Here is a 26,024-nt window from a genome sequence, read left to right on the forward strand (position 1 = left end):
GTCGTTACAGCGGCTCTGAGAGTTCGAGCGTATACCCGTCCGGGTCGGTGACGAGGACGAGGCGCCGGCCCCAGTCCACGTCGCGCGGTCCGGCGAGTAGCCTTCCCCCGTGACCGTCCGTCGCCGCTCTCACGCGTTCGGCGACGGCGTCGACGTCTGGAACCTCGACGACGACGACGACTCCCTCGCCGCGGGCGTCGCCGGGCGGCGAGAGACCGAACTGCGAGAGCGTCTCGGAGTCGAAGTCGGCCTGTAGTTTGAGCAGAGTCGCTCCGGTGTCGAATTCGACAGACCGGCTCCCCTCGTCAGCGACTGTGAAACCGAGCGCTTCGTAGAACGCTCGGGCGCGCTCTAAGTCCCGCGTCATCAGAAACAGTTGCGCGATGTCCATACCGCTTCGGTGGGCGCTTAACGCAAAAATCCTCCGCTGAGTCGGGAAAACGGCGGGAAACGGCTGGGAGCGCAAGCGCTAAACCACCTCAGCGATATCGAGACGTGTGCACATTGGTCGTACTCTCGCTCGGACCGCCCAGCGCCATCCCGGCGCGACGGCGCTCGTCGCCCCGGCTTTCGGCGACCATTCGCGTCGCGAACTGACGTACCGAGAACTCGATAGCCTCGTGGACCGCCTCGACGGTGGACTCGCCGAGCGAGGGATCGGACCCGGCGACGCCGTCGGACTGTTCACCGATAACTGCGTCGAGCAAGTCGCGGCGTACGTAGCCGTGCAACGACTCGGCGGTGTCGCCGTCCCGGTCAATCACCGCCTCGCGGGCGCGGAACTCGCAGCCATCCTCGACGGCGCGGATGCCGCCGCCCTCCTCTTCGATACGGAGCGTATCGACGTCGTGGCTGCCGTCCGCGACCGTCTCTCCGTCGACCAACTGGTGTGCGTCGACGGCCCCGAGGGCGCGAACGACGTCCCCGATTGGGCGACGCCGTTCTCCGCGGTCACGGACGCCGAGCCCCCCTCCGAGAAGCCGGGTGCTGACCCGGAAGCGCTCGCTCTCTCGATGCACACCTCGGGGACGACCGGAACGCCGAAACTCGTCGAGACGACCGGTCGCGCCCAGTGGGCTAACAGCCTCGCCTGCGTCGGCGAGTTCGGGTATCGGTCTCTCGACGTCGCGCTCAACGTCGCGCCGCTGTCACACTCTGCGGGCTATCTCAATCTCCTCCTTCCCGCGATACACGTCGGTGCGACGAACGTCCTCCTCCGCGGGTCGTTCGACCCCGAGACGATGCTCCGTCTCGTCGATTCCGAGCGCGCGACGCTCACGCTCGGCGTTCCGACGCACTTCCAACTGCTCCGCCGCGCCGTCATCGACGGTGACGTGGATCCCGCAGCGTACGACCTCTCGTCGCTTCGGACCGTGTTCACGTCCGGGGCACCGCTGGCGGAGGATACCGCGGCGTGGGTCGCCGACACGCTCTGTCCGTCGCTCGTCAACGTCTACGGCCTCACCGAGACGACTGGATTGCTCACCGTTCACCGGTGGTCGCCCGACGGGGACGACGACGCGGGTTACGCCATCGGCGAACCCTTCCTCGACGTGGAGATACGGCTCGTCCGACCCGAGGAAGACGGGCGGGAGGTCGGTCCCCACGAGACGGTCTCGCCCGGCGAACGGGGCCACCTCGTCGCCCGCGCGCCGAAGCTCATGACCGGCTATCGCGGCCGCCCCGAAGCTACGGCCGCCACGCTCCGCGACGGGTGGCTATTCACCGGTGACGTCGCCGTTCGACGGTCGGACGGGACGTACGCGCTCGTCGACCGCCTCGACAACGTCATCGTCACGGGCGGGGAGAACGTGTATCCGGCCGAAGTAGAGCGGGTTCTGTCCGACCATCCGGACGTGTTGGACGTCGCCGTCGTCGGTGAACCCGACGAAACCTTCGGCGAACGCGTCGCAGCGTACGTCGTCGCCGAACGCGACAGCGGCGGACAGTTGACCGTTGACGACCTAACGCGCTACTGGCGTGAGACGCGAAACGCCGCTGACTTCAAGCGACCGCGTTCGATTCGGTTCGTCGACGAACTCCCGCGGAACAGTTCGGGGAAACTCCAGCGTGACCGCATCCGAGACGACGAGCGTCACAGCGACTGACCGAGGACTCGGACCAACGAGTCGTACGTGAACTCACACTGCGTGCAGTACCGCTCGCCGTCCGCAGTCTCGGCGAACTCGTGGTCGTCCGGACCGCAGGCGCGGCCGACGTAGTAGGGTCGGTTGTCGATCGGCATGGGTCACGTTCGGTAGAGACGGATATATGCCTTTCTCGCCCCCGCCGTACGGAACGTTATATGCGCGTACATGCAGGAACTTCTGCAAGTCCGCGCTGACTCTCGGGTGCCTTCGGTCACCGATACCGCACGTTCAGTTCTAGCTCGTCCGCCGCGCCGAGCAAGATGTCGGGAAGCGTCTCTCTGTACCACTCGCCGCGCATTCGCCCGGCGGGAGCGGAGACGCTGAGTGCGCCGAGAACCTGACCCGCGACGCCGAGGACCGGCACACCGACCGAGCAGAGTCCCTCAACGCGGCCTTCGCGGTTGAACGCGTACCCCTGTTCACGAATCGTCGCGAGCTCCTCGCGTAACTCCTCCTCGTCGGTGATCGAGCTCTCGGTGAGCCTCGGCAACCCGTGTTTTTCGATCACTTCTACGAGTTCTCTCTCGGGCAAGTTCGCGAGAATCGCCTTGCCGCACGCGGTAACGTGGAGGTCGAAGCGTTGGCCGCCTTGCGTGTCCGTTTCTACTCCGCGGTCCCCGCTCGCGACGTGCACGTAGACCCCGCGGTAATGTTCTTTGACGACGAACTGACACCGCTCTTCGGTCTCGACTGCCAGTTTCTCGACGATCGGTTTAGCCATCCGGTAGACCGGTTCACGGTGCTGAGCGTAGTATCCGTGTTCGAGAAATTTCAGGCTCAGGTAGTAGATATCTCCCTGTTTGACTACGTACCTGTTCTCCTGGAGTGCGGAGAGATGGCGATAAACGGTACTCTTTCCGATATCGAGGTTATCGGACAGTTCGCTCACCCGTGCCCCGTCGAACTCTTGCAGAGCGTCGACGATACGAAACATCGTATCGGCCGTCTTCACGCTCGCCTTCGAGCACATGGATAGTACAAGACCGCCACGATATATAATATTTCGTATGGTGGGAACACCCTCGCCGCCAGAAAGCGAACCCCTCAGTGCCAGAACGCCACGGATTCACCTCTAATACGCTGATACTGTTCGTCTCTCGTCCGAACCCTCTAAGTCGTTGCTTCGGTCGTGAAGTCAGTTCCATTACAGTATTAGTTTTGAAATGGATTCTGGGAACACTCATGGCCTGCGTTGTATCCCCAGGGGTCAGAACTACTCGTGTGTCCGAATCCAATCCGATGGTACGAGAGATGTATCTCGAAGACGGTGGATGTATCTATCTTCGATAAGGGGAGCTCGCTTGGGTCGATGTGAATATGATAATCCGCAGATGGTTGTTACACCAGCATTTGTGAACTACAAATTCGGATAAAGAGTATCAAGATGGCTTGTTTGCATCTATATTTTAGGACGAGGTACACGGCTGACCGTCCGGGAAATAGCTCCGAGGCTCCGTAGTCGAGTCATGTGAGCGCCGAGAGTCACTCGGCTCTACGAAACGGGTCGTCGCCGCGCCATCGATACAGGTCGGCGAACTACTCCTGTCGCTCTCGAACGGCTCTACCAAGGGGTATCGCACATCTGTCGAAGAGGAAACAACTATGTGCGCGACTGAGTTCTGCAACAGTATGTCGAGTGGTCCTCGTATGAGCAATCCCCTCCTGAACGACGCTCGGCCACCAACGAGCGAAGTAGCCTCGATTCGAGAGGGATCATGACCCACGCCATCGAAGCGCAAGGACTGACGAAACGGTTCGGAAGCGAAGTCGCCGTCGAAGGTCTCGACCTCACAGTAGCACCCGGGACGGTGTACGGCTTCCTCGGGCCGAACGGCGCCGGGAAGACGACCACGATGCGGATGTTGACCTCACTGACTCGCCCGACGAATGGTGAGGCGTGGATCGACGGACAGTCCGTCTCCGACCGCGACGCCGTCCGTGCGTCGATCGGCTATCTACCCGAGGAACCGCCGGTTTTCGACGAACTGACGGGTCGCGAACAACTGGAGTACTTCGGTCGGCTCCGAGACCTCCCTCCCGAGATCATAGATCGGCGAATCACGAACTGGTTGGACCGATTCGATCTGACGGACGATGCGAACAAACGAATCGAGGACTACTCGAAGGGAATGCGGCAGAAAGTCGGACTGATACAGACGCTGCTGCACGAACCCGACGTCGTCTTCCTCGACGAACCGACCAGCGGGCTGGATCCGCGCGCCGCCCGGACCGTACTGGACGTCATCGCCGAACTCACCGACGAGGGTCAGACGGTGTTTCTCTCGACGCACATCCTCTCCGTCGTCGAAGAACTCGCCGACGTGGTGGGCGTCCTCTACGAGGGTGACCTCGTGACCGAGGGGTCGCCGGCGGAACTCACGGCGCGGATGGAATCCGAGGACGGAACGACGCTCGAAGACGTGTTCCTCTCGGTCACGGCCGAACGGGAACGGACGCCGACCGGGAGGGGAGCGAAACCGGAATCGAGCGTGGCCCGCTCGGACGGAGCAACTGATTCGACGAAGCCGGACGCGGACGACCGATGACGTGGCTGAACCGATCCCGGCTGGTTGCTCGGACCGAACTTCGGCGTCGATGGCGGACGATACGGGACAACGACACGCAGATGGTGGTACTCGCGTTCGGATTGCTGCTGTTCTTGCCGTTCTCCCTCGGCGGGTTGGTCGGCGCGTACGCCGCCGGCGAGTTCGTCGCCGGGAGTGAGACCGACCGGATCGTCGAGTGGAGCCGAATGGGATTCGTCTACGCGTGGATCGGCGTCACAGCGCTCGGCGGCTATCGAGCGTACTCCGTCGCACTGCGACCGGACAACCTCGACGGGCTCTTGACGACGGTCTCACACCGAGTCGTCATCAGCGGGCTCGTGGGGGCGGAGCTTGCGCTGTGGTCTGCGTTCGGACTCACGGCCGGAAGCGCGGCGGCGGTCACCTTCGCAATCGGGGCGGGCTCGGTTCTCACGGTGCCCGTCGTGTTGCTTACGCTCTGTCTCGTACTCGGTACCGGACTGCCCGCCGGCTTCCTGCTGGCCCTCGGCGTTCGGAACGCGGGTGTCCGATCGGTGCTACTCAGTCGGCTCCGGACACTGTTCGTCGTCCTGCTCAGCGTCGGATACTTCGCCGTGATCTTCACGAACTCGTTTGCGTCGGTCTTAGAACCCGTGTACCGGGTGCTCGCGCTGACGCCGGTGGCCTGGTTCGGGGACCTCGCGGCGGTCGGCCTCGCTGCCGGTGCGTCGCCGCTCCGCGCGGTCGGGAGCGTGGTATTCTCGGCCGTGTTCATCACCACGACGGTCGCGGCGCTGTTTCGGCTCTCCGAGTCGCTGTGGTACGCCGACGGCGTCCACGTCACTCACGAAGAGGATCGGTCGTCGGCTGTCGCATCGCGATTCGCGGGACTCTCGAGCGTCTTCTCTCAGCCCGTATTCGGGGTTGTACAGGCCGACTGGAAGCGTGCGCGGCGCTCACCGCTCTCGCTCTCGTTCGCGCTGTACCCGCTCATCTTCCTCGTGAACCCACTCGTCACGGCCGTACGGACCGGTGTGGTCGGACCCGGACTGCCGCTGTGGGTGCTCGTCTGTGGAACGTGGGTCACGGGCTCGTTGTTCGCGCTCAACGTCCTCGGCCAAGAGGGCGCGGCGCTGCCCGTCACGCTGCTGTCCGAGGTTCCCGAACGAGCGCTGCTCGTCGGTCACGTCGTCTCCGGCGCCGTTCCGATGGTGCCGATGACCGTCGCGGCAACCGTCCTCACGGGCGTCCTCAGTCCGCACTCGCCGCAGACCGTCGCGACGCTCGGCGTCTCAGCGCTCGTTCTGTCGGTCGGGTCGGGAGCGATCGCTACGGGTATCGGCGTCGCGTTTCCGCGCTTCGAGGCTGTCAGCGTCTCCCGAAGCACGAAAGCGATCGTACCGAGTGCCTTCGCGTTCGGGTTCTACTCGCTCGCTGTGCTCGGCGTTGCGCTCCCGACGGTGGCCGCTCACTTAGACGTCCTCGGACACGCGCTCGCCTCGCTGTTCGGTGTCGACCGATTCGTGATCGGAATCGGTGGGACGCTCGGCTCCGCCACTCTCGCGTGTATCGTCGGTGCCATCTCCGTATCCAACGCCCGGAAGGGAATCGGCGGGTATCAGTTCGGATGACTCACTCCCAGTATGAATCAACCGGTTCACCAGCGAGTCGTGCGCGGGCGAACAGATACGTGTAATGAACGAGAATGTAGCCGAGACAGAGAAACCACCCCTGCGGCTCCGAGACTAAGTCCCAGGTGCGTTCCGCGCCTCTTGTAGTTTCCATGGAGAGCGTTTCCAGACCGGTAACTGATTCGAGATCCGGCCCGACGACCAGCACAAACACGCACATGTAGAGAAAAATCACGGTGCGTGCTCGATTCTGTATCAAGAGTGTTCTGATCCTGCTGTCGGAGTTCCCAGAAGGGCCGTCGCCATCCGTTCAGCAACGTAGCCGAATCCGTTGGCCAGGTGTAGGGTCAGAACGATGAGGCAGAGGCCTGCTCCCGTCGCGAGTACGGTCTCCGGGACCGTCTCGACCGTCCAGGTCACGGGCTCACCGTTGACCTCCCCGAACCCGATTTCAGTCGGTCGACTGACCACGGCCGAGACCAACGACAGACCCTGCGCTACTCCGTACACGAGAACGCCGCCGACGATACCGAGAAAGGATTTCAGGGAGAGGAACCCGAACCCTCGCCAAGTGCTCGGTGCGTCGAGATACCCTCGGAGTTGCCCGCCGATTCCGTCACCGAAGTCGACGTCGTTCGTCTGAGCGAGGGAAACGTCGAGCAGCGCACCGGCCAGTCGGCGCTCCAGCGCGGTCAGCAGACGGACGAGGAGAACCATGAGCAGCAGGATAGCGACCCCCACGAGCAGTATCGAAAGCACCGCTCCGAAGACCATCCCGAAACTGAACAGCGTCCAGTAGAACATCGCGAGCGGCAACGCGACGATGAGATACGCCAGCCGTTTGTACGTCCGCTTGGCAAACACCGGGCTGACCGCCGCTCGAACGGCCCCCACGAGAGGGGTGTGAGAGCTGGAGAGGGAGGGCATTGTCAGGTATCTGTCTACTAGACAGGCCAATCAAGATTCCGGATGGCCCGTTTCGACCCGTGTGTTACCTGAATCAAAGAGAGTCCCGCCGTTCACGGGGGACGTAAATCCGACAACCACGCAGACCTGCTGAAACTGTCGATGCAGGCGTTCTATCCGATGATATTCAACGCCGCCGAGCGGAGTCGCGTCACTCCGGTGACCGATAGTCGGAGGCCCCATTTCCGGACCGTTCGGGTGCTGGCTGACTCATCCCCGACACGGAATGGGACTCGACCAGCGGTTCTCCTACTTCCGGCGTGTCACCTACGACCGCCAGTAGGACGGCGTCAACAACACCAACACCGGGATGATCTCGATCCGACCGATCCACATGAGGAACGTCATCACGAGTTTCGTCGACGTCGGAAACGGGTCGTAACTTTCGAGCGGGCCCGCGATCCCGAACGCCGGTCCGACGTTGAAGAACGTCGCTGCTGCTGCGCTCATCGCCTCGAATTCGGAAACCGTCAAGCGTACTCGAGATGCGTCGACGACGACGAAAATCGTGGCGAGGATGAAGAAAACGAGGCTGACAAGCGTGTAGGCGTAGATGTCTCGAATCGTCTCCTCGTCGACGACGTTTCCGCTCAGGCGGATCGGTCGAATCGCACTCGGATTGGACGCGGTGAACAGATCCCGTCGAAACGCCTTTATGACGACCAACCAGCGGAGCGCCTTGATCGAACACGTCGTACTTCCGGCCATCCCGCCGATGAACATACAGACGAACAGGAGATGCTTCGCCCCCGACGACCAGAGATTGAAGTCCGTACTCGCGTAGCCGGTCGTCGTCACGATGGAGACGACTTGAAAGAGCGAGTGACGGGCAATCGCTTCGAGGCTGGTGTACGGCGCACCGTCGGCGAACAGCATCCCCCCGACACCGAGGGTGAAGAACGCCAGAATTCCGACGTAGAATCGAAATTCGTCGCTCTGTCGGAGTCGCTCGAAGTTTCCGTGGACGACGAAGTAAATCAGAATGAAACTCGTCGCCCCGATGGCCATGAAGGGGACGATCGCCCACTGAACGGCGGGGGAAAACGCAGCGATACTGTCGCCGCGCGGCGAAAACCCGCTCGTCGAAATCGTCGTGAATGCGTGAGCCACGGCGTCGTACAGCGTCATCTCGGGTGCGTATCCGACGAGGTGCAGCCCGTAGAGCACTGCTACTTGCAGGCCGGTCAGACTGATGTAGATCTTCCAGAGGAGAGCGGCGGTTTCAGAGATGCGGGGCGTGAGTTTGTTCACGTCTTGCGTCTGCGTCTCGGTCTCCATGAGTTGGGCACCACCGACCGAGAGCTGAGAGAGCACCGCCGTCGCGAGAACGAGGATTCCGAGCCCGCCGATCCACTGTAGCATCGCCCGCCACATGAGAACCGCTCGTGAGTGTCGGTCGAAGTCGACGATGATCGTCGCCCCCGTCGTCGTGATCCCGCTCATACTCTCGAAGACCGCGTTTACGGGCTCCGCAAGCACCCCTTCGCCGGCGAGTACGAACGGGGCTGCGCCGACGAGCGAGAGAAACAGCCACGTCAGCGACACCATCAGAAACGCCTCGCGCGTCCGCAGGTCCCGATCCTCGGTCAGTTGTTCGAGTCCGAGACCACCCACGACTGTGCCGATCATCGGCAGGACGAAGGGGAGCAGCGGCGTTCCATCGTAGAGTGCGAGTCCGAGCGGAAGGACGAGCGGGATCCAGAGCCACTTGAGTATCGTCCCGACCAGTCGGCAGCTGACCCGCCAGTCGACTCGCACTCTCATACGACGCTCATAACGGCGGACAGTGCATCTGCAGACACGAAGAGAACGACGTGATCTCCGGGTTCGATGACGGTATCGCCGCGGGGGACGACGAACTCCTGGTTTCGCGTGATCGCCCCGATCACGACCTCAGACGGGAGTTCACCGACGCACTCGCGGATTGGACGGCCAGTGAGGACACTCGCTTCGTCGACCTCGATCTCCAGTACTTCCGCCTGCCGTCCCTCGATAAGCGAAAGATTCTCGATCTGTCCCTCCTGGGTGAAACGGACAATCTCTTCGGCCGTCGCCTCACGCGGGTTGATCGCGACGTCGATTCCCACCGTCTCGAAGAGGTTTGCGTACTGCCCCTCTTCGATGACGGCCACCGTTCGCCGAACGCCGAGACTCTTCGCGAGCAGGGAGACGAGGAGGTTCTTCTCGTCGCTGTCCGCCACCGCGATAACCGCGTCTGCTCGGTCGATATGTTCACCGACGAGAAATTCCACGTCCGTCGCGTCGTGTTTCATCACGATCGTCCCCGGGAGGGCCTCGGCGAGCTGCCGACCGCGTTCCGCATCCTGTTCGATCAGACGCGATTGGAGACCTCGCTCTTCGAGCAGTTTGGCCGTATGATACCCGATATCGCTTCCGCCGACGATGACGATATCGCGGGCTTCGTCGGGCGTTTTCGCCGGGGCGACGGTTCTCGAAAACGCTTGGACGCTCTCCGGACTGCCGATGACGATGGCTTTGTTCCCGGCTTCGATCGGAGTCTGCCCTCGGGCGATTGCGACGTCGCCGTTCTGAACCAATGCAGCGAACGTCAGTGCCTCGAACGTGTCGACTTCTTCGACGGTACGGCCCGCGATTTCGCTGTCCGCAGCCACCTCGAACTCGGCCATCTGGACGATTCCACCGGCGAACGGGTCGACGTCGACCGCCGCCGGAAGCCCGACCACGCGCACGATATCGTTCGCCGTGAGGAGGTTCGTCGACACCATGAAGTCGACGCCGAACGCGCCTTCCGACCGGGTCCACGTGGCGAGGAAGTTCGCGTTCCGGACGCGAGCGATAGTGAAGATGTCTCCGACGGTCTTTGCCGTTCCGCAGGAAAGTATGTTGGTCTCGTCGTCGTCGGTACTGGCGATGAGCATATCCGCCTCACCGAGACCAGCGTCTTCGAGCGTCTCTAGCGACGTTCCGTCGCCTTCGATCGCCAGGATGTCGCTCGAGTAGGTGAGTTCCTCGACCGTCTCGGGATCCACATCGATGACGATGACGTCGTGACTCTCGGCGAGGCTGGCTGCGATATTGGAACCGACCTCGCCGGCTCCGACGATGATGACTCGCACTAGCTCTCCCTCAAGCTATCCATCACGTGCGGTAAAAGAGGGAGCTATACAAAAAAGTCGTTCTAGGGGAACAACGTACGAATAGTTCGTCTGAGGGACTTACACCGCTCACCCGTTTTTCGTCCGTCAAGACCGGGCTTGGCTGTCGACAGCACCGGTAATTCAGTTATTCGGCAAACGTTAGCACGCTCTTGCGACGGTACGGATACGGAACACGCGTCCGGGCGACCGCATCTCGGCACCCGGAGAATCCATTACCGAGCAACGACAACGTCGTGCGACGTACACATGCAGGACAAACCGCTCTTCCGAGAAGTACAGCAGTTCCGTCAGCCGTGGGTTTGGGCGCTTCTCGGCGGTGTCGCACTGCTCATGCTCGCACTAGGACCCCTCGCGTGGAGCGGACTCATCGTCGTCGGTGCGGTCGCGGGACTGCTCTACGGCCTGCGACTCGAAACCGAGGTGAGACCCGACGGAATCTACGTCAAAATGTGGCCGCTGCACCGGTCGGCCCGTCGAATCGCGTGGGCGGACGTCGAACGTTGCGAGACGACGGAGTATAGCCCGCTCCGTGAGTTCGGTGGCTGGGGCATCCGCTGGGCGCCCGGAAAGGTGGCGTACAACGTGCGTGGCAATCGGGGCGTGTGGATCGAGCGGACGAACGAGCGTGACGTACTCGTCGGGTCACAGCGTCCCGAAGCGTTGCTCGAAGCCATCGAGGAAGCAGTACCGTCATCTACCCCCGAGTAGCGGGACAGACCGAACGTGGAATGTTCGCGGAGGCTATCGAACGTGGTTCGTGGAGCGGTTGTCGGCTGTATTCCCGCCCTGAAGGCGGGTTTAGCCTCGAATTGTCCATGACGAGTTCTATCCGTAGACGGTCGAGAGAAGCCCTCGTGTTCGAGTCCGTCTCACTGATATCTAGCGCCGAGACGGACCACACAAGGAGTATTTCGACAGTGTTGGAGATTTATACACGAGTAGAATACATCCACATGGAAGTGCAGACACAATCGTTACTCGACCAAGTCTCCGAGGAAGAGCGAGCCGAGGTCGAAGAGCGCGTCGAAACGGTGCTCTCGGAACTCACGCTCGAGCAGAAAGTGGGGCAGCTCAATCAGCTGAACGCGGACTTCGCGACGGGGACCGCCGCTGGCGAGATGGATATCGAGCAGGGCATTCTGGATGGCGACATCGGTTCGGTTCTCAACTTCAGAGACCTCGAAGAGGCCCGGCGATTCCAACGGCTCGCGGTCGAGGAGTCCGACCACGGAATTCCGCTCGTGCTGGCGCTGGATGTTATCCACGGTTACCGGACGATTTTCCCGATTCCGCTCGGCGAGGCGGCATCGTGGAATCCGGAGGTCGCAGAGCTCTCGGCCCGCGTGGCTGCGACCGAGGCGGCCGCCAGCGGGGTTCACTGGACGTTCGCGCCGTCGGTCGACGTCAGTCGCGACCCGCGCTGGGGCCGCGTCATGGAGGCGGCGGGGGAGGACCCGTATCTCTCCGCTACGATCTCGAGCGCGCGAGTTCGGGGGTTCCAAGGTGACGACCTTTCGGCCGCCGACACCGTGCTTGCGTGTGCAAAGCACTTCATCGGCTACGGTGCTACTGAGGCCGGTCGCGAGTACAATACCGTCGATATCTCCGAGACGAACCTCCACGAGATTCACCTGCCGCCGTTCGAGGCCTGTTTGCAGGCGGGCGTCGGCAGCGTGATGAACGCCTTCAACCTCTATGAGCGCATCCCAGCAAGCAGTAACGAGGAACTCGTCGACGGGCTACTGCGCGACCGACTCGACTTCGAGGACCTCGTCGTGTCCGACTGGAACTCCTTCGGTGAACTCTCCACGCACGGAGTCGCCGAGGACCTGCGTGAGATCGCACGAGCGTGTATCGAAGCGGGCTCCGATGTCGACATGGTCAGCGGTGCCTACGTGACAGAACTCGTCGCCCTAGTCGAAAGTGGCGTCGTCGACGAGTCACTCGTCGACCGAGCGGTGAAACGGCTGCTAACCGTTAAAGCCGTCTTGGGGCTGTTCGAGGACCCCTACCGGCACTTCGACGAGGAACGCCAGACCCAGCGGCTCCTCACCGACGAACACCGGCAAGCCGCCCGCGACGTCGCCCGCGAGTCGCTGGTCCTGTTGAAAAACGAAGCCGACCTGTTGCCACTGGAGGATGGCAGAGATGTCGCACTTGTCGGCGGACTCGCGGGTAGCGCCACCGATATGCTCGGTGCCTGGCGGGCCGAAGGGACGCCGGACGACGTGACCACACTCGAAGCGTCACTCACAGACCGCGTCGAGAACCTGACGTACGCCGAGGGCTGTGCGACGGACGGGACCGCCAGCGACGAACAGTTGGAGACGGCGGTGGAGACCGTCGCATCTGCGGATGTCGCTGTCGTCGCCGTTGGCGAGCGCTACGACCAAAGTGGCGAGGCCGCGAGCCGCGCTCACATCGACCTGCCCGGTGACCAGCGGGCGCTGCTCGAAGCGCTCGTCGAGACGGGGACGCCAGTCGCCGCCGTGCTGTTTAACGGCCGGCCGTTAGCAATCGACTGGGAGGCCGAACACGTTCCTGCGATTCTCGAAGCCTGGTTCCCGGGTGTCGAGGCCGGACCCGCCATCGCAGACGTACTCCTCGGGGAGTACAACCCATCGGGCCGACTGCCGATGTCGTTCCCCATCACGGAAGGACAGATTCCGATCTACTACGACCGCCTGAAGACCGGCCGACCGGCCGAGGACGTCGACGTGGACCTGACGGAGCCGCCGGAGAACCCCGCCGAGAAGTACTTGTCCCGGTATCTCGACATCCCAAACGAGCCACTGTACGCCTTCGGCCACGGTGAGAGCTACACCGAATTCGCGTACACCGACGTGTCCCTCGACGTACCGGCGATTACACCTGAGGACTCCCTCTCGGTCGACGTGACTGTCGAGAATACCGGTGGTCGGGCCGGAACCGAGGTGGTACAGGTGTACGTCAGAGACTTAGTCGGGAGTCGGGCACGGCCGATCCGAGAGTTGGTCCGGTTCGGGAACGTCGAGCTTGAGGCCGGCGAATCCGAGACCGTCTCGTTCGAGTTGACCACGGCTGATCTCGCGTTCTGGACCGCCGACGAAGAGTACGCCGCAGAACCCGGTGAGTTCGAGGTACAGGTCGGTCACGCGGCCGACGATATCGCTGCGGTGGCGACGTTCGAGCTGGTCGAGTGAACGCTGTCTCGTCTCTCTACTACGCTACTGGTCGTTCCGCTCCCTGCGTTGCTGCTCGAGCGTCTAGAGCAGGGGGGTTCTCCTGGCACCTCGTTGGATGTCGAACTCGGATAAGCACAGTGACCGAGTTACGCTCTCTTCTGAGCGATTCTCTCATACTGGGTGCCGAACCCGTGACTGGCTTGCGCCTTCTATTCAGCACGACCACAGAGACCTCACCGAGCGCGGTCAAGAGCGACGTACCGGGTACAGAGCGTGTGTTCATCACAGAGGGTTCGTGTATTTCCAACTCAACTACGCTGAACTGGCTGCAGAGTATTACATATGAACTAACCACAATACGCGGTGATTTCGTTGGAGGGACAGTTCGTCGACGGCGGCCTCTCCGAACAGTCGCTCGTGTTCCTCTCTCGACGGATCCGGAAGTGGCAGCTCAGTCTCAGCTCTTGTCGTGAGACTGCCAGCGTAATCGTACTTCGTGAGTCTTCGCTTCCCCGTCTGCTCGAACGGCCTCGACGACGGAGACTGTCTCACGGGGGGGATCGCGCTTCGGGGGCGAGTCAGTCCGCGTGGAACGCGACCCCTCGAACCGGCCGGTGAGATCCTCGCGAAGCTGGCGAAAATACGCTGCGGCCTCGTCTCGGTCCATCGTCGTGTCTACGATCGAGGGTCCGCTCTCGCCCTCGAGTATCTCATCAGTACGGCCGATAGCGACGGCGTTGACGACCGCACCTAACAGCAGAACGACGCCGCTGAAGTACAGCCACGTGACCAACAGCAGAATACTCGCGATGAGGTTCCCACCACCGCCACTCACAGAGACATAGAGTTGAAACAGCACCTGCAGGAGAGCCCACCCCACCGCACCGACGAGCACCCCGGGGAGGACCGCTCGCGGTTCGACGTCGATATCGGGGAACAAGTAGTACATCGGAAAGAACGCCACGATGAGGCCGACGACGAGCAACAGAGGCACTACGAGTCCGATGAACGGGACGAACGAGAAGAACGCGACGACGCTGGTGGCGCCGACCATCGCGATGACCCCCAGCGTCAGGGTGAGGAGCACGAGGACGCTCTTTTTGAGTTGACCCACGAACGACTCCCGGGTGGTCGTCTCGTAGATCTCCGAGAAGGCGGTGTCGAGTCCGCGGAACACCTTGATCGCCCCCCAGACGAGTGTGAGCACGCCGATGATCGATGCCCCGACCGCCGACCCGGTTCCGGCGCTGCTCTGCTGTGTGATCATCACCTCGATGACGCCGCCGACCGACGGTGAGACGTTGTCCGTGGCGAGCGTGATGATCTGCTGCTGCAGTTCGGGAACGCCGAACAGAGAGACCGCCAACAGAAAGAACATCACCAGCGGAACCAGCGAGACGAACGCGCTGTAGGCGATACTCCCGGCGAGGAAGGTGACGTTCTTCTCGCTGAAGATTTCCTTCGTCGCTTTCGCACCGGAAGTCAGCGATTGAAGCTGCATGTTCACAGTACTCCACTGAGGAACGTAACTCAGGGGGTCGACGGTCTTCGACCCAGCAGGAGCCGATGACATCGTCTCCGTGACGATTCTCGCCGGCGTCGCGTAGCTCTACGCGTGATATCGAAACTCGGACTGCGGTAGGCCGTAGCGCCGAAGGACAATCGGGCCCGGTCGTGTTCTCTCGAGGCCGCAGGAACAGTAATAACGTCTACTCAATTTCTACTACTATATTGGTCGAATATAGAACTAAATTCGAGAATTAAAATATATACGCGATAAAATAGGTCCGGGGAGAGGGATATACCCCCGTTGAGAGGGTATATGTGCGGTAGATATCTGCGTGTCAGCATCTTCTCCCCGTCGAGAGTCGAGAACCGAGCAGCGCCACTCGGGCCGCACTATTCGGACGTTTGGCGGGTCTTCACGCCTTCGATGAGCGCCTGGTCCTCGACGGGCCGCACATCGGCGAACCCTTCGTCAGTGAATGGCTCCGTCTCGCCAGGAGTTTGTTCCTAATCACCGCTCCGAGATGTTGAGACAGACGTTCTTTATTTGGGTGTAGTTGTGGATAGCTTGCGTTCCGTTTTCCCGACCGATGCCGCTATCTTTGAAGCCGCCAAAGGGAGTCTCGTTGCCGCCAGCGAACCACTCGTTGACGTAGATCTGGCCGGCGTCGACGTCGCGCGCGAAGCGGTGGGCTCTGCCCATGTCGGTGGTGATGACGCCGGCGACGAGCCCGTAGTCCACGTCGTTGGACCGCCGGATGGCCTCGGGTTCGTCGTCGAAGGTGCTCACGGTCAGTACCGGCCCGAAGACTTCTTCTTGGAGAATCCGTGCGTCCTGAGGAACGTCCGCGAATATCGTCGGTTCGACGTAATACCCTTCGCGGTCAAGCACCGCCCCTCCGGTGAGCGGGTCGCCCAGCTCCTCACGACCAATCTTCAAGTACTCCGCAACCGTATCCAGGTGGGTCGCCGAGACGAGCGGACCGACGTCGCAGTCGTCGATACCCGGCCCGATGGAGAGAGCCTCGACGGCGCTGACGAGTTTGTCGAGATAGGCGTCGCGTATCTCGGTCTGCACGATGACGCGGGAGGACGCCGAGCAGACTTGACCGGAGTTCGTCGCGAAGATTCCTTTGATCGTCTCGTCAACGGCGACGTCGAGGTCGGCGTCGTCGTAGACGACCAGCGGGCTCTTGCCTCCGAGTTCGAGGTGTGGCTCGGTGAGATTCTCGATTGCGGCCTTCCCGACCTCGCGACCGGTCGCGCTCGACCCGGTGAACGTCACACTCCCAATGTCGGGGTGCCCCGAGAGCGCCGACCCCGCGGAAACGCCCTCACCGGGAACAACGTTAACCGCGGCCGGTGGGACGCCGTTCTCGTGGAGCAGTTTCGCGAGTTCGAGTGCTCCGATCGGCGTCTCCTCGGCCGGCTTGACCACCGCCGCGTTCCCGGCTGCGAGCGCTGGAGCGACGCTCCTTGCGAAGAGATAGGCCGGGACGTTCCACGGGACGATGTGGGCGGTGATACCGAGTGGTTCCCGAACCGTGTAGTCGACATGACCGTCGTCGAGCGGAATGCTCTCCCCTTCGATTTTGTCGGCTAGACCGCCGTAGTACTCGAAGTGGCGCGCGCAACGCTCCACCTGTCCGATAGCCTCAGAGATCGGCTTTCCGTTCTCGAGGGTTTCGATGCGGGCGAGTCGCTCCTTCTCGTCTCGAATGGCTCGGGCGACGTCGTTCAGTATCTCACATCGTCGGGCGGGGGTGTACCCATACCAGGTCTCGAAGCCGTCCCGGGCGACATCGACGGCCTCGTTTACGTCGGCTTCGGTCCCCGAGGCGACCGTCGTCAACGGTTCACCTGTCGCCGGGTCGTGGACGGTGAGTGTCTCGCCGGACGATGCCGAACGCTCGGTACCGTCGATCAATACCCCGTACTCATCAGCAATTGCTGGTGGGTCTGTTTGCATCGTATATCGACGATGCACGCAGACGCTCATAATAGTTCTTGTCAATGTCGGAATAGGGGGGCGAGAGCCACGACTGAGAAGGTGAACTCGTTGAAAGCAGCGTCCAGTTCGTCGAGCGCACCACACGGCCGACGATGAACTGAATCGTCTTGTGGCGAGCACCGGACCGATTCGTCGGGCGGTTCAGTTGACTCCAACGATAGTTACTGGGACCGGTGAATCGAGGGCCACCGACTGGGTGACACTCCCGAAGAGCGCTTTACCGGTGGGTGAGCGTTTCCGTCCGCACACCACGATCTCGTCTGCGTCCATCTCGTTCGCCAGATTCACGATCGACTCCGCGACTGGAACGTACAGCTCGGTCTGTTCGACCGTGACGCCGGCATCGGAGAGGATGTCCACTGCTTTGATGACGCCCGGACTCTCCTCGTCGAAGCTGTTGTCACCTGCATCATCGCGATAGGCGTGAGCGACCGTCACGGTGACCTCGTCCGTCTCACCGGGGAGCCCTAGGACGTACCGGGCCTGAGCGGCCGCCCGGTCGGGTTCGTCGTCTACAGGGAGGAGTATCTGATACATCGCATGGAACACGATACCTCGTGTCGATAAATAGGTTCCCCCGGACTGCGGTCGGAAACGTCGGTTATCACAGCCAGCGGGACGTTTTCCACGGCGTGTGGGATAGCCGGTCGCGGGCGACGAGATGCTGAAGGGGCGCGGACGACACCGGACGAGAGTACGATAGTTCGGTGGTAGGGGACCGCAACACATACAACCGGGACGGGAATAATCGTAACGTATGCATGCAGTTCGCATAGCCGGTGCTGGCTCAACAGCGTTCGGTGCGTCCCCCGGACGGACCGGGCGCGACCTCTTCGGGGAGGCGGCCCGTATCGCCATCGAAGATTCAGGCGTCCCGAGGGCGGACATCGACCGCCTCTGTTACGCGAACTTCGTCGGAACGCTCACCGAACGGCAGGGACATCAAGGACCACTGATGGCAGAGGCCGCGGGCGTGACCGCACCAGCGACACGGTACGAGAGTGCGTGTGCGTCGGGCGGCGTCGCACTCAAGAGTGGCGTTGAGGCGGTCCGGTCGGGAGCGGTTGACGCGGTCCTCGTCGGCGGAATGGAGCGGATGCACAACGTTACGACGGAGCGAGCGACCGAGGGACTGGCGATGGCGGCGGACGACCTCTACGAGAGCCGTGCCGGCGCGACGTTCCCCGGTGCGTACGCGCTCATGGCACGCGCGTACTTCGAGGAGTTCGGCGGGACGCGAGCGGACCTCGCCGCGGTCGCGGTGAAGAACCACCGCAACGCTCTCGGGAACGAGAAAGCCCAGTTCCAGCGGGAGATATCCACGACCGACGTCCTCGAAGCGCCCACCGTCGCCGACCCACTCGGACTGTACGACGCCTGTCCGATCACCGACGGGGCAAGTGCGTGTGTCTTGGTCAGCGAGGAATACGCGGAGAACCACGACCTGAACGCCGCAGTCTCGATCACGGGGTCCGGACAGGGGACCGACTCGCTCGCCTTGCAAACCCGAGAGTCGCTCACTCGGACCCCCGCGACGGAGCGAGCGGCCGCGGTCGCCTACGACGACGCCGGGATTGCCCCGGCGGACGTCGACCTGCTCGAAGTCCACGACTGCTTCACTATCGCCGAGGTATTGGCGCTCGAAGGGTTGGGGCTGTACGACCAGGGTGACGCTATCGACGCCGCGACGCGCGGTGAGACGACACGAGACGGCGAGCTCCCGGTGAATCTCTCGGGTGGGCTGAAGGCGAAAGGTCACCCGGTCGGGGCGACCGGCGTGAGCCAAGTCGTCGAGCTGACGAAGCTTCTTCGCGGCGACCACGTCAACAGCGGCGCGGCCCCCGACGCCTCCGTCGCCGTCGCCCACAACGCCGGTGGAACGGTCGCGAGTGCGACGGTTCACGTCCTCGAGGTGTGTCCCTGATGCGGGAACCGAGAGAAGAAGGCTACGACGACCTGCTCGACGCGCTCGAATCCGACACCGGCTACTACCTCTCCTGTCCGGCGGGCCACGCGTCGCTCCCCCCTCGGCAGGTGTGCCCGCGCTGTGGCGACGACGAGCTATCGGAAGAAACGCTGCCCGCCACGGGAACGGTCGTCACGTTCACCGAGGTGGCTGTCCCGGCCCCGGCGTTCGCCGGCCAGACACCCGTCGTACTCATCGCCGACTTCGGACCCGTCCGACTCACCGGGAGGCTCTTGGATGGCTCGGACACGCTCGATGTAGAGAGCGAAGTAGTACCGACCGTCGCGTCGTCTCCGAGCGGTGACCGTCACGTCGGCTTTCGGCTCGCGTCCGAACGCTGACCTCGACTTCACTGTCGCGTCACGCTCCGGACCGCTCGATACCGTCTCGAGTCTCGAGCGGTCCCGATAGCAATATGCCGTCCTACCCTCGTATTACGAGTATGCAACGGACTTTCGATGAGGCGACACCGACCGTCGCGGAGTCGGCCTTCGTCTCGGAGCAGTCGTACCTGATCGGTGACGTCGTGGTGGGAGACCGTGCGAGCCTCTGGCCGTTCACGTGTCTTCGGGGAGACGGTGGTTCCACGGTCGTCGGCAGGGAGACGAACGTCCAGGAGTTCACCATGCTCCACGGCGCGATTCTCGGCGACGAGGTGACTATCGGTCACAACGCCGTCGTCGACTACGCGACCGTAGCGGACCACTCTCTCGTCGGTATGGGGAGCCGTGTCCTCCGGGACGCGACGGTCGAATCCGACTGCATCGTCGCCGCCGGTGCAGTGGTTCTACAGGAGCAGACGATCCCCGAAGGGCACCTCGCCTACGGCGCGCCGGCCGAGACGAAACCGCTCACGGACGACCAGCGTGACGAGATTGACCGCGTCCACCGGCACTACGTCGACCTCGGACGTCGGTACAAAACGACCGGTCGGTTCGAGTGACCGGAGAGTCCGCCTGATCGACTGCGGCCTTCCACCCGGAGTCTCGGCGAATCCGCCACGCTGACCCCGATATTTTATACCTATTGCTGCAGCAACCTAGAGACGCGCAACCATGACAGAGGACACCCCTGAAGAACCATCCATCGTCCACGAACCGACCCGAGAGTTCGTCGAGTCGACGAACGTCTACGAGTTCATGCAGACGTACGACATCGACGACTACGACGAACTCATCCGTCGAACCACCGAGGAGGTCGACGGTGTCGAAGCGTCGGGCATCGAGTGGTTCTGGGACACCATGCCGGAGTACCTCGGTATCGACTTCTACGAACCGTACGAGACGATCCGCGACGACGCCGACGGCCCCCAGTTCACCGAGTGGTACCCGGGCGGTGAACTCAACCTCGCACACAACCTGGTGGACCGCCACGCCGCCGCCGACGTCGAGACGAGAAACTCCGTCGCGTGTCTCTTCGAGGGCGAACCCGGCGACACCAGAGAGGTGACCTACCACGAACTGTCTCGACAGTCGAACAAGGTTGCGAACTACCTCGAATCGGTCGGCGTCGAGACCGGTGACACCGTTGGAATGTACATGCCGATGGTCCCCGAAGTCATCGCTATTCTGTACGGCTGTTTCAAAGTCGGCGCAATCGCGGTTCCGATATTCTCCGGGTTCGGCGTCGAGGCGACGGCCACGCGGATCGAAGACTCGGAGTGTTCGGTGCTGTTCACGGGTGACGGCTTCTACCGGCGCGGCAAGTCGCTCACGCTCAAGGAAGCGGCCGACGACGCCATCGACGAAGCGGGTTACGTCGAGCATACGGTCGTCTACGACCGCCTCGGCGACGACGCCGAGGTTCCGATGGGAGAGCGTGACGAGTGGTGGGACGACGCGGTCGAGGGCCACGACGACGAGTACGACACCAAATCGCTGCCCTCCTCACAGGAGTCGATGCTGCTGTACTCCTCGGGGACCACCGGTAAACCCAAAGGCATCGTTCACACTCACGCCGGCGTACAGCTACAGTGTGCGAAGGAGATCTACTTCGGCTTCGACCACAAACCCTCGGACCGCTTCTTCTGGGTGTCGGACATCGGCTGGATGATGGGCCCGTGGACGCTGATAGGGAACCACACCTTCGGCGGGACCGTGTTCATGTACGAAGGGGCGCCCGACTATCCCCAGCCGGATCGGTTCTGGGAGATGATCGATCGACACTCGCTCTCGACGTTCGGTATCTCCCCCACGGCCATCAGAGCCCTGCGCAAACACGGCGACGAGTGGGTCGAGGGACACGACCTCTCCTCGCTACGCCTGCTCGGGTCGACGGGCGAACCGTGGGACCCCGAATCGTGGCAATGGTTCTACGAGCACGTCGGCGGCGGCGAGACGCCCATCATGAACATCTCCGGCGGAACCGAGATATGCGGCTGTTTCCTCATGCCGATGCCGAACCAGCCACTGAAGCCGTGTTCGCTCGGCGGACCGGGGCTAGGGATGAACGTCGACATCGTCGACGACTCCGGGAACTCTATCGCCGACAGTCACGAGCGCGGCTTCCTCGTCGCCCGCGACTCCTGTCCCTCGACGACCAAGTCGCTGTGGTCCGGCGACGACCGGTATCTGGAGGAGTACTGGTCGACGTGGGACGACCTCTGGGACCACGGCGACTGGGCACAGAAGGACGAGGACGGCTTCTGGTTCCTCCACGGGAGAGCTGACGACGCGCTCAACGTCGCGGGCCGGAAGGTCGGCCCCGCGGAGATAGAGAGCGTTCTCGCCGAACACGAGACGGTGAATCAGGCCGCGGCCGTCGGCGTCCCCGACGAGACGACCGGCACGGCGGTCGTGGCGTACGTCGTGCTCGAAGGCGGCTACGAGGGAAGCGACGATCTCCGAGCCGAACTGTCGACGCTCGTCGGCGAGGAGCACGGCAAACCGTTCCGCCCGCGCGAGATCCTTTTTGTCCCCGAGTTCCCGAAGACCCAGTCCGGCAAGGTGATTCGGCGGGCCATCTCGTCGATCTATCAGGGCAAGGAGCTGGGAGATATGTCGAGCATCGAAAACCCCGAGTCGCTCGACGAGATCGAAGCGGCGTCGTAACGGGCGGTGTGCGCCGCGTGTGTTGGTGCTTTCGTGTTTCGGCGGGGCGGGTCGCTCCTATCCAATCGGGTGTGAAGTTGCAAAGAACGTAGAGTGGGCGAGTCTGACGAATCGAACCAGTCGACTCCGCTCCGGCGGTCAGTCCGAGCGCTCGGCGTAGGGGGTGACGCCAGCGGCGTCCATCTGGTCGTGGAACCGCTGCCGTCGGGCCTCCCGTTCCTCGGTCGACATCCGGTCGTTGGTCCATATCTGGCCGCTGGTGTCTTGGTGGACCTCGCAGCTGTCGACCTCGTCGAGCGACTCGACGCGTTCGCGCACCTCGTCGTTGATGTCGAGGAAGTACGTACATCGCTGCGAGGTCAGGAGGAGCGTCACCTCCACGTCGCGGCCGTCGACCGCGATAGACTCGACGAGGCCGAGGTCGAGGATGCTGATCGGGTGGTCGCTCATACAGCTACAGGGGTCGAGCACCTCGTCCAGTTGCGCTTTGACCTTCGTTTTGCGCTCATCGTCGAACTCCGTACTCGGCGTGACGTGCGTTGCCTCTTCGGTCCGCGCGTAGGGGTCGGTGTGCGCAGACATGGTCAGTCGTCAGATGCGAGAGCCAAGTCGGCCTCGTACGTCGACCACGGCTCGACGGGGAAGTCGCCGGTCTCCTCGCGCTCCGCGCGGAGCTGGTCCCACTTGTCGCCCTCGATGTCTTTCTTGATCTGCTCGGGGTCCTTTCCGAGGAGCCGGAGCGCGTTCTTGCCGAGGATCTTCTCTTTCATCTCCTGTGTGACTTCGGGGTAGTCGTAGTCTTCGATGAGGTTTTCGGGCATCTCGAAGTTCCGGATGCCGTCGATGGGGGGCTGGGGATGCAGCGCGGTCGCACCTCCGGCGTAGACGATGCGGTCCGGGCCGGCCCAGTAGAGCATCTCGCCGAGCGCTTTCGCGAACTTCCGTGGACGGGTGTTGACGAGACAGGCAGTGTTCTCGAGGTTGGCGTAGACGTTGTCGTGGCTCGCCATCGCGAGCACCGTCTCCTCGACGAACGAGAAGCCCGCGTGGATGATCTCGAAGTTGACATCGGGGAACGAGTTGGCCGCATCCTCGACGTCGTCGGGCTTGAAGTAGCGAACGGGCGCCGTCGCGAACGGGATGAATTTGTGGATGGCCAGCGTGTCGACCTCGGAGTCGGCGACCCGCTGAAGGAGAGGCCAGACGGCCTCTTCGGTCAACTGGAGCGAGAGGTCGTTGCCGTTCTGGTAGCGCGCGGGGTAGAATTTGATGCCCTCGACCCCGTCTTTCGCGGCGAACTCTTCTATCTGGTCGCCCGCGTCGTCTTCGAGGGGGTTGACGTCGACGTACATCGACACGCGCTCGGGGTTCTGCTCCATGAACTCGAAACCCTTCTCGCGGGAGACGTACCCGTCGTGGAAGTAATCGTCGAGCGGCAGGGAGTGATAAACCGAGTAGTCGATCTGACTTTCCAGGAAGAGGAGACGAGCGAGCTCTTCGGGCTGATGGTCGCGGTAGAAGACCTCTTCGGACGGCACGTAGCCGTCAGGGAGGAGCTTCGCACCGAGTTCGTACGTCTCGTCGTCCCAGATCTGTGCGTGGGGGTGTTTGTGATTCTCTGGCGTGTGGTTGAAGCAGTGTGACACGGAGTCCACTACGAGTGAGCCACTGTCTAACATCTCGTGGTGTAGGTCAATAGAACCATTATTAAACATTTGGGTACGCGGCGGCAGTGCACGTGTCGGTAGCAATCGCCTGACTGGTCGCCAACTCGAAATCGGTCACCACGCGACACCTGAGCCGGCGGGCGAGATTGGACCAGAGAGTGGAAATCTGGGCCCGAGCGCGAGAAACACTTAATTGAGCGGCAGGAGCATCTTAGCGTGTTATGTCCGAGCGACTGCAAGGGAAGACAGCACTGGTCACCGGCGGTTCCTCCGGCAACGGACGGGCCATCGCCCGACGGTTCGCCGAGGAAGGTGCGCGCATCACCGTCGCCGACGTCCGCGAAGACCCACGGATGGGCGGAGAACCGACACACGAACTCATCGCGAGCGAGGGTGGAGACGCACAGTTCGTTCAGTGCGACGTCAGCTCGGTCAACGACCTCCGCGCGGCGGTCGATGTCACCGTCGAGGCCTTCGGTTCGCTAGACGTAATGGTCAACAACGCCGGGGTCGAGCGTCAAAAGCCTCTGGAAGACGTCACGGAGGAGGACTACGAGTGGCTCATGGACATCAACCTCAAGGGCGTGTTCTTCGGAAGTCAGGCGGCCGTCGAAGCGATGCGCGACCAAGACGACGGCGGCAGCATCATCAACATGTCTTCGATTGGTGGCATCCGCGGCTTGGAGAATTCCTCCCTGTACTGTACTTCAAAGGGTGGGGTGACGAACCTAACCCGAGAGCTGGCAGTCGAACACGGCGAGAACGGCGTTCGCGTCAACGCCCTCAATCCGGGATTCATCGAGACGGCGATGACGATGGAAGACGGCGACACAGCCGGTGGTATCCTCGGTCAGACGCCGCTGGGGCGCGCAGGCCAACCCGAGGAGGTTGCGGATGCGGCACTGTTTCTCGCGAGCGACGAGTCGTCCTTCGTCACGGGGCACAACCTCGTCGTGGACGGCGGCTTCACTTCCTAAACCGAACGGGGGTAGGCGATGCTCATCGTTTCGTGCGCGCGAAGACGCCGCGTTCGTCAGCAATCCCGTTGCCCCTGAAAGTAGTTCCTTAGCGTTCTCCGTCGACTTCCGAAATCAGCCATCCGGCCGCCCTCGACCGCCACGATTGGGGCCGGTGGTGGATTCGATGTAATCGACAACGTCGACGAGCACGAACTCGTCGTCGGTGTGGGTCGGAAGGATGTGCTCGAGCGCCTGCCGTGCCGTACAGTTCTGTGGACGTGGATCTGCGGGTCGCACGGAGGGGGGGGCAGAGACAGAAAGGAAAAACGGAGAAGAGTCGCTCTACTTCACCACATCAATCTTCTCACGGTCGATCGACAGGGCGACCGCCGCGACAACCACGAGCCCCAGGATTATCTCTTGGACGAACGAGTCGATGCCGAGCAGGTTCATCCCGTTGTTCAGGACCGCGATAACGAGTACGCCCAGAATGGTCCGATGGGGTCCGCCGACGCCGCCGGTCAGCGCCGTCCCGCCCATGACGATGGCGGCGATGCTGGGTAGTAAGAGCCCACTCCCGATGTTCGGAGAGGCCGACGAAATGCGCAGCGTCAGCAGGACGCCGGCAGTGCCGCAGAGCAGTCCCGACAGCACGAAGGGGTATATCTTGTAGCGGTCGACCTTCGCACCGGCCAACTCAACGACGCGTTCGTTCTCACCCAGCGCGAAGCAGTACCGGCCGAACTTCGTCCGGAAGGCCAAGACGATGGTGCCCACGTAGATGAGGAGCCCCCAGAGCACGAGGTTGGGGATACCGAGGACGTCCCCGGTCGAGATGGTGCGAATGGCGGAATTCCGGAAGGTGATGGTTGAGCCACCGGTGATGATCTTCCCCACTCCGGCCATCACCGAGAGCGTCCCGAGCGTGACCAGGAACGAGGGCACTTTGAGCTTCGTGAAGACGATGCCGTTGAACAGGCCGGCGAGCATCCCGACGCCGATGGCGAGCGGGATGGCCGCCAGACCCAGACCGAACTGCGAGATCAGGACGACGGTTACGACTCCCGTCAGCAGCACGACCGACTCGACCGAGAGGTCGATACTCTGCTGGAGGATGGGAAAGGTCCCCGCCAGAGCCACTAACAGCAACGTAACCGCGTTCTTCGCCACGTTGTCGAGCAGGTTCCCCTCGGTGAAGAAGCGCTCCGTCGTGAACGTGAATATGAGTATCAGCCCGAACAACATGACGAACGGGCCGAGGTCCTGTATCCAATCGTGAAGGGTGCGCT

Annotated in this window: 23 protein-coding genes; 10 read left to right on the forward strand and 13 right to left on the reverse strand. The window is 62.5% G+C overall.

Going from position 1 to position 26,024, the window contains the following annotated elements; translation table 11 throughout:
• Window positions 1-4 precede the first annotated feature (4 nt).
• Complete coding sequence (locus NDI79_RS12165) at window positions 5-391, reverse strand: VOC family protein (RefSeq protein ID WP_310928760.1); 387 nt, start codon at window positions 389-391, stop codon at window positions 5-7.
• A 106-nt stretch (window positions 392-497) separates the two neighbouring features.
• Here NDI79_RS12165 and NDI79_RS12170 point away from each other — a divergent pair, with 106 nt between their 5' ends.
• Complete coding sequence (locus NDI79_RS12170) at window positions 498-2,108, forward strand: class I adenylate-forming enzyme family protein (RefSeq protein ID WP_310928761.1); 1,611 nt, start codon at window positions 498-500, stop codon at window positions 2,106-2,108.
• Here NDI79_RS12170 and NDI79_RS12175 read toward each other — a convergent pair.
• Window positions 2,096-2,245 carry a hypothetical protein gene (locus NDI79_RS12175; RefSeq protein ID WP_310928762.1) on the reverse strand — a complete coding sequence of 50 codons (150 nt, stop codon included), beginning with the start codon at window positions 2,243-2,245 and terminating at the stop codon, window positions 2,096-2,098. The two genes, NDI79_RS12170 and NDI79_RS12175, sit on opposite strands and share 13 nt — an antisense overlap.
• Window positions 2,246-2,361: 116 nt before the next feature.
• A complete protein-coding gene (locus NDI79_RS12180; protein ID WP_310928763.1) occupies window positions 2,362-3,120 on the reverse strand; it encodes an IclR family transcriptional regulator in 759 nt (252 codons plus the stop codon).
• A 745-nt stretch (window positions 3,121-3,865) separates the two neighbouring features.
• Between NDI79_RS12180 and NDI79_RS12185 the strand changes: the two genes are divergently transcribed.
• Window positions 3,866-4,696, forward strand: a complete 831-nt coding sequence (locus NDI79_RS12185; RefSeq protein ID WP_310928764.1) for an ABC transporter ATP-binding protein — start codon at window positions 3,866-3,868, stop codon at window positions 4,694-4,696.
• A gap of 80 nt (window positions 4,697-4,776) precedes the next feature.
• Window positions 4,777-6,306, forward strand: a complete 1,530-nt coding sequence (locus tag NDI79_RS12190; RefSeq protein WP_310928765.1) for a hypothetical protein — start codon at window positions 4,777-4,779, stop codon at window positions 6,304-6,306.
• Between the two features lies 1 nt (window position 6,307).
• On the opposite strand, the gene NDI79_RS12195 is transcribed toward NDI79_RS12190, so the two are convergent.
• The 4 genes from NDI79_RS12195 to trkA all read right to left on the reverse strand — a co-directional run bounded on the left by NDI79_RS12195 (window position 6,308) and on the right by trkA (window position 10,370).
• Window positions 6,308-6,541: a hypothetical protein gene (locus NDI79_RS12195; RefSeq protein WP_310928766.1), complete on the reverse strand. Its 234-nt coding sequence runs from the start codon at window positions 6,539-6,541 to the stop codon at window positions 6,308-6,310.
• A 20-nt stretch (window positions 6,542-6,561) separates the two neighbouring features.
• On the reverse strand, window positions 6,562-7,233 hold the full coding sequence (locus NDI79_RS12200) for a sensor domain-containing protein (protein WP_310928767.1): 672 nt from the start codon (window positions 7,231-7,233) through the stop codon (window positions 6,562-6,564).
• A gap of 306 nt (window positions 7,234-7,539) precedes the next feature.
• Complete coding sequence (locus NDI79_RS12205; protein ID WP_310928768.1) at window positions 7,540-9,036, reverse strand: TrkH family potassium uptake protein; 1,497 nt, start codon at window positions 9,034-9,036, stop codon at window positions 7,540-7,542.
• Complete coding sequence (gene trkA, locus NDI79_RS12210; protein ID WP_310928769.1) at window positions 9,033-10,370, reverse strand: Trk system potassium transporter TrkA; 1,338 nt, start codon at window positions 10,368-10,370, stop codon at window positions 9,033-9,035. Before trkA ends, NDI79_RS12205 begins: the two co-directional genes overlap by 4 nt.
• A gap of 288 nt (window positions 10,371-10,658) precedes the next feature.
• Here trkA and NDI79_RS12215 point away from each other — a divergent pair, with 288 nt between their 5' ends.
• Entirely contained in the window at window positions 10,659-11,120 is a 462-nt protein-coding gene (locus NDI79_RS12215; protein WP_310928770.1) for a DUF6141 family protein, read from the forward strand.
• Window positions 11,121-11,140: 20 nt separating this feature from the next.
• Window positions 11,141-13,594, forward strand: a complete 2,454-nt coding sequence (locus NDI79_RS12220; RefSeq protein WP_310928771.1) for a glycoside hydrolase family 3 N-terminal domain-containing protein — start codon at window positions 11,141-11,143, stop codon at window positions 13,592-13,594.
• Between the two features lie 439 nt (window positions 13,595-14,033).
• Here NDI79_RS12220 and NDI79_RS12225 read toward each other — a convergent pair whose 3' ends face one another.
• From NDI79_RS12225 to NDI79_RS12235, 3 genes are all read right to left on the reverse strand, one after another.
• Window positions 14,034-15,077 carry a YihY/virulence factor BrkB family protein gene (locus tag NDI79_RS12225; protein ID WP_310928772.1) on the reverse strand — a complete coding sequence of 348 codons (1,044 nt, stop codon included), beginning with the start codon at window positions 15,075-15,077 and terminating at the stop codon, window positions 14,034-14,036.
• A gap of 516 nt (window positions 15,078-15,593) precedes the next feature.
• Window positions 15,594-17,051, reverse strand: a complete 1,458-nt coding sequence (locus NDI79_RS12230; RefSeq protein WP_310928773.1) for an aldehyde dehydrogenase family protein — start codon at window positions 17,049-17,051, stop codon at window positions 15,594-15,596.
• 183 nt (window positions 17,052-17,234) lie between these two features.
• Window positions 17,235-17,630 (reverse strand): universal stress protein, encoded by a 396-nt coding sequence (locus tag NDI79_RS12235; RefSeq protein ID WP_310928774.1) that lies wholly within the window; start codon window positions 17,628-17,630, stop codon window positions 17,235-17,237.
• 220 nt (window positions 17,631-17,850) lie between these two features.
• Between NDI79_RS12235 and NDI79_RS12240 the strand changes: the two genes are divergently transcribed.
• From NDI79_RS12240 to NDI79_RS12255, 4 genes are all read left to right on the forward strand, one after another.
• Window positions 17,851-19,017 carry a thiolase C-terminal domain-containing protein gene (locus NDI79_RS12240; RefSeq protein WP_310928775.1) on the forward strand — a complete coding sequence of 389 codons (1,167 nt, stop codon included), beginning with the start codon at window positions 17,851-17,853 and terminating at the stop codon, window positions 19,015-19,017.
• On the forward strand, window positions 19,017-19,400 hold the full coding sequence (locus NDI79_RS12245) for a Zn-ribbon domain-containing OB-fold protein (RefSeq protein ID WP_310928776.1): 384 nt from the start codon (window positions 19,017-19,019) through the stop codon (window positions 19,398-19,400). Before NDI79_RS12240 ends, NDI79_RS12245 begins: the two co-directional genes overlap by 1 nt.
• Before the next feature lie 101 nt (window positions 19,401-19,501).
• On the forward strand, window positions 19,502-20,002 hold the full coding sequence (locus NDI79_RS12250; RefSeq protein WP_310928777.1) for a gamma carbonic anhydrase family protein: 501 nt from the start codon (window positions 19,502-19,504) through the stop codon (window positions 20,000-20,002).
• A 112-nt stretch (window positions 20,003-20,114) separates the two neighbouring features.
• The gene (locus tag NDI79_RS12255; RefSeq protein WP_310928778.1) at window positions 20,115-22,109 is read left to right on the forward strand and encodes an AMP-binding protein; all 1,995 of its coding nucleotides are present in this window, start codon (window positions 20,115-20,117) and stop codon (window positions 22,107-22,109) included.
• A 138-nt stretch (window positions 22,110-22,247) separates the two neighbouring features.
• Here NDI79_RS12255 and NDI79_RS12260 read toward each other — a convergent pair whose 3' ends face one another.
• Both NDI79_RS12260 and NDI79_RS12265 read right to left on the reverse strand, forming a co-directional pair.
• The gene (locus NDI79_RS12260) at window positions 22,248-22,691 is read right to left on the reverse strand and encodes a metal-sulfur cluster assembly factor (protein WP_310928779.1); all 444 of its coding nucleotides are present in this window, start codon (window positions 22,689-22,691) and stop codon (window positions 22,248-22,250) included.
• Between the two features lie 2 nt (window positions 22,692-22,693).
• Entirely contained in the window at window positions 22,694-23,764 is a 1,071-nt protein-coding gene (locus tag NDI79_RS12265) for an amidohydrolase family protein (RefSeq protein ID WP_310928780.1), read from the reverse strand.
• A 233-nt stretch (window positions 23,765-23,997) separates the two neighbouring features.
• Here NDI79_RS12265 and NDI79_RS12270 point away from each other — a divergent pair, with 233 nt between their 5' ends.
• Window positions 23,998-24,753, forward strand: a complete 756-nt coding sequence (locus tag NDI79_RS12270) for an SDR family NAD(P)-dependent oxidoreductase (RefSeq protein WP_310928781.1) — start codon at window positions 23,998-24,000, stop codon at window positions 24,751-24,753.
• A gap of 324 nt (window positions 24,754-25,077) precedes the next feature.
• Here NDI79_RS12270 and NDI79_RS12275 read toward each other — a convergent pair whose 3' ends face one another.
• Window positions 25,078-25,980, reverse strand: a complete 903-nt coding sequence (locus tag NDI79_RS12275) for an ABC transporter permease (RefSeq protein ID WP_425499610.1) — start codon at window positions 25,978-25,980, stop codon at window positions 25,078-25,080.
• Window positions 25,981-26,024 lie beyond the last annotated feature (44 nt).

Source organism: Halogeometricum sp. S3BR5-2 (assembly GCF_031624635.1).
Classification (GTDB): domain Archaea; phylum Halobacteriota; class Halobacteria; order Halobacteriales; family Haloferacaceae; genus Halogeometricum; species Halogeometricum luteum.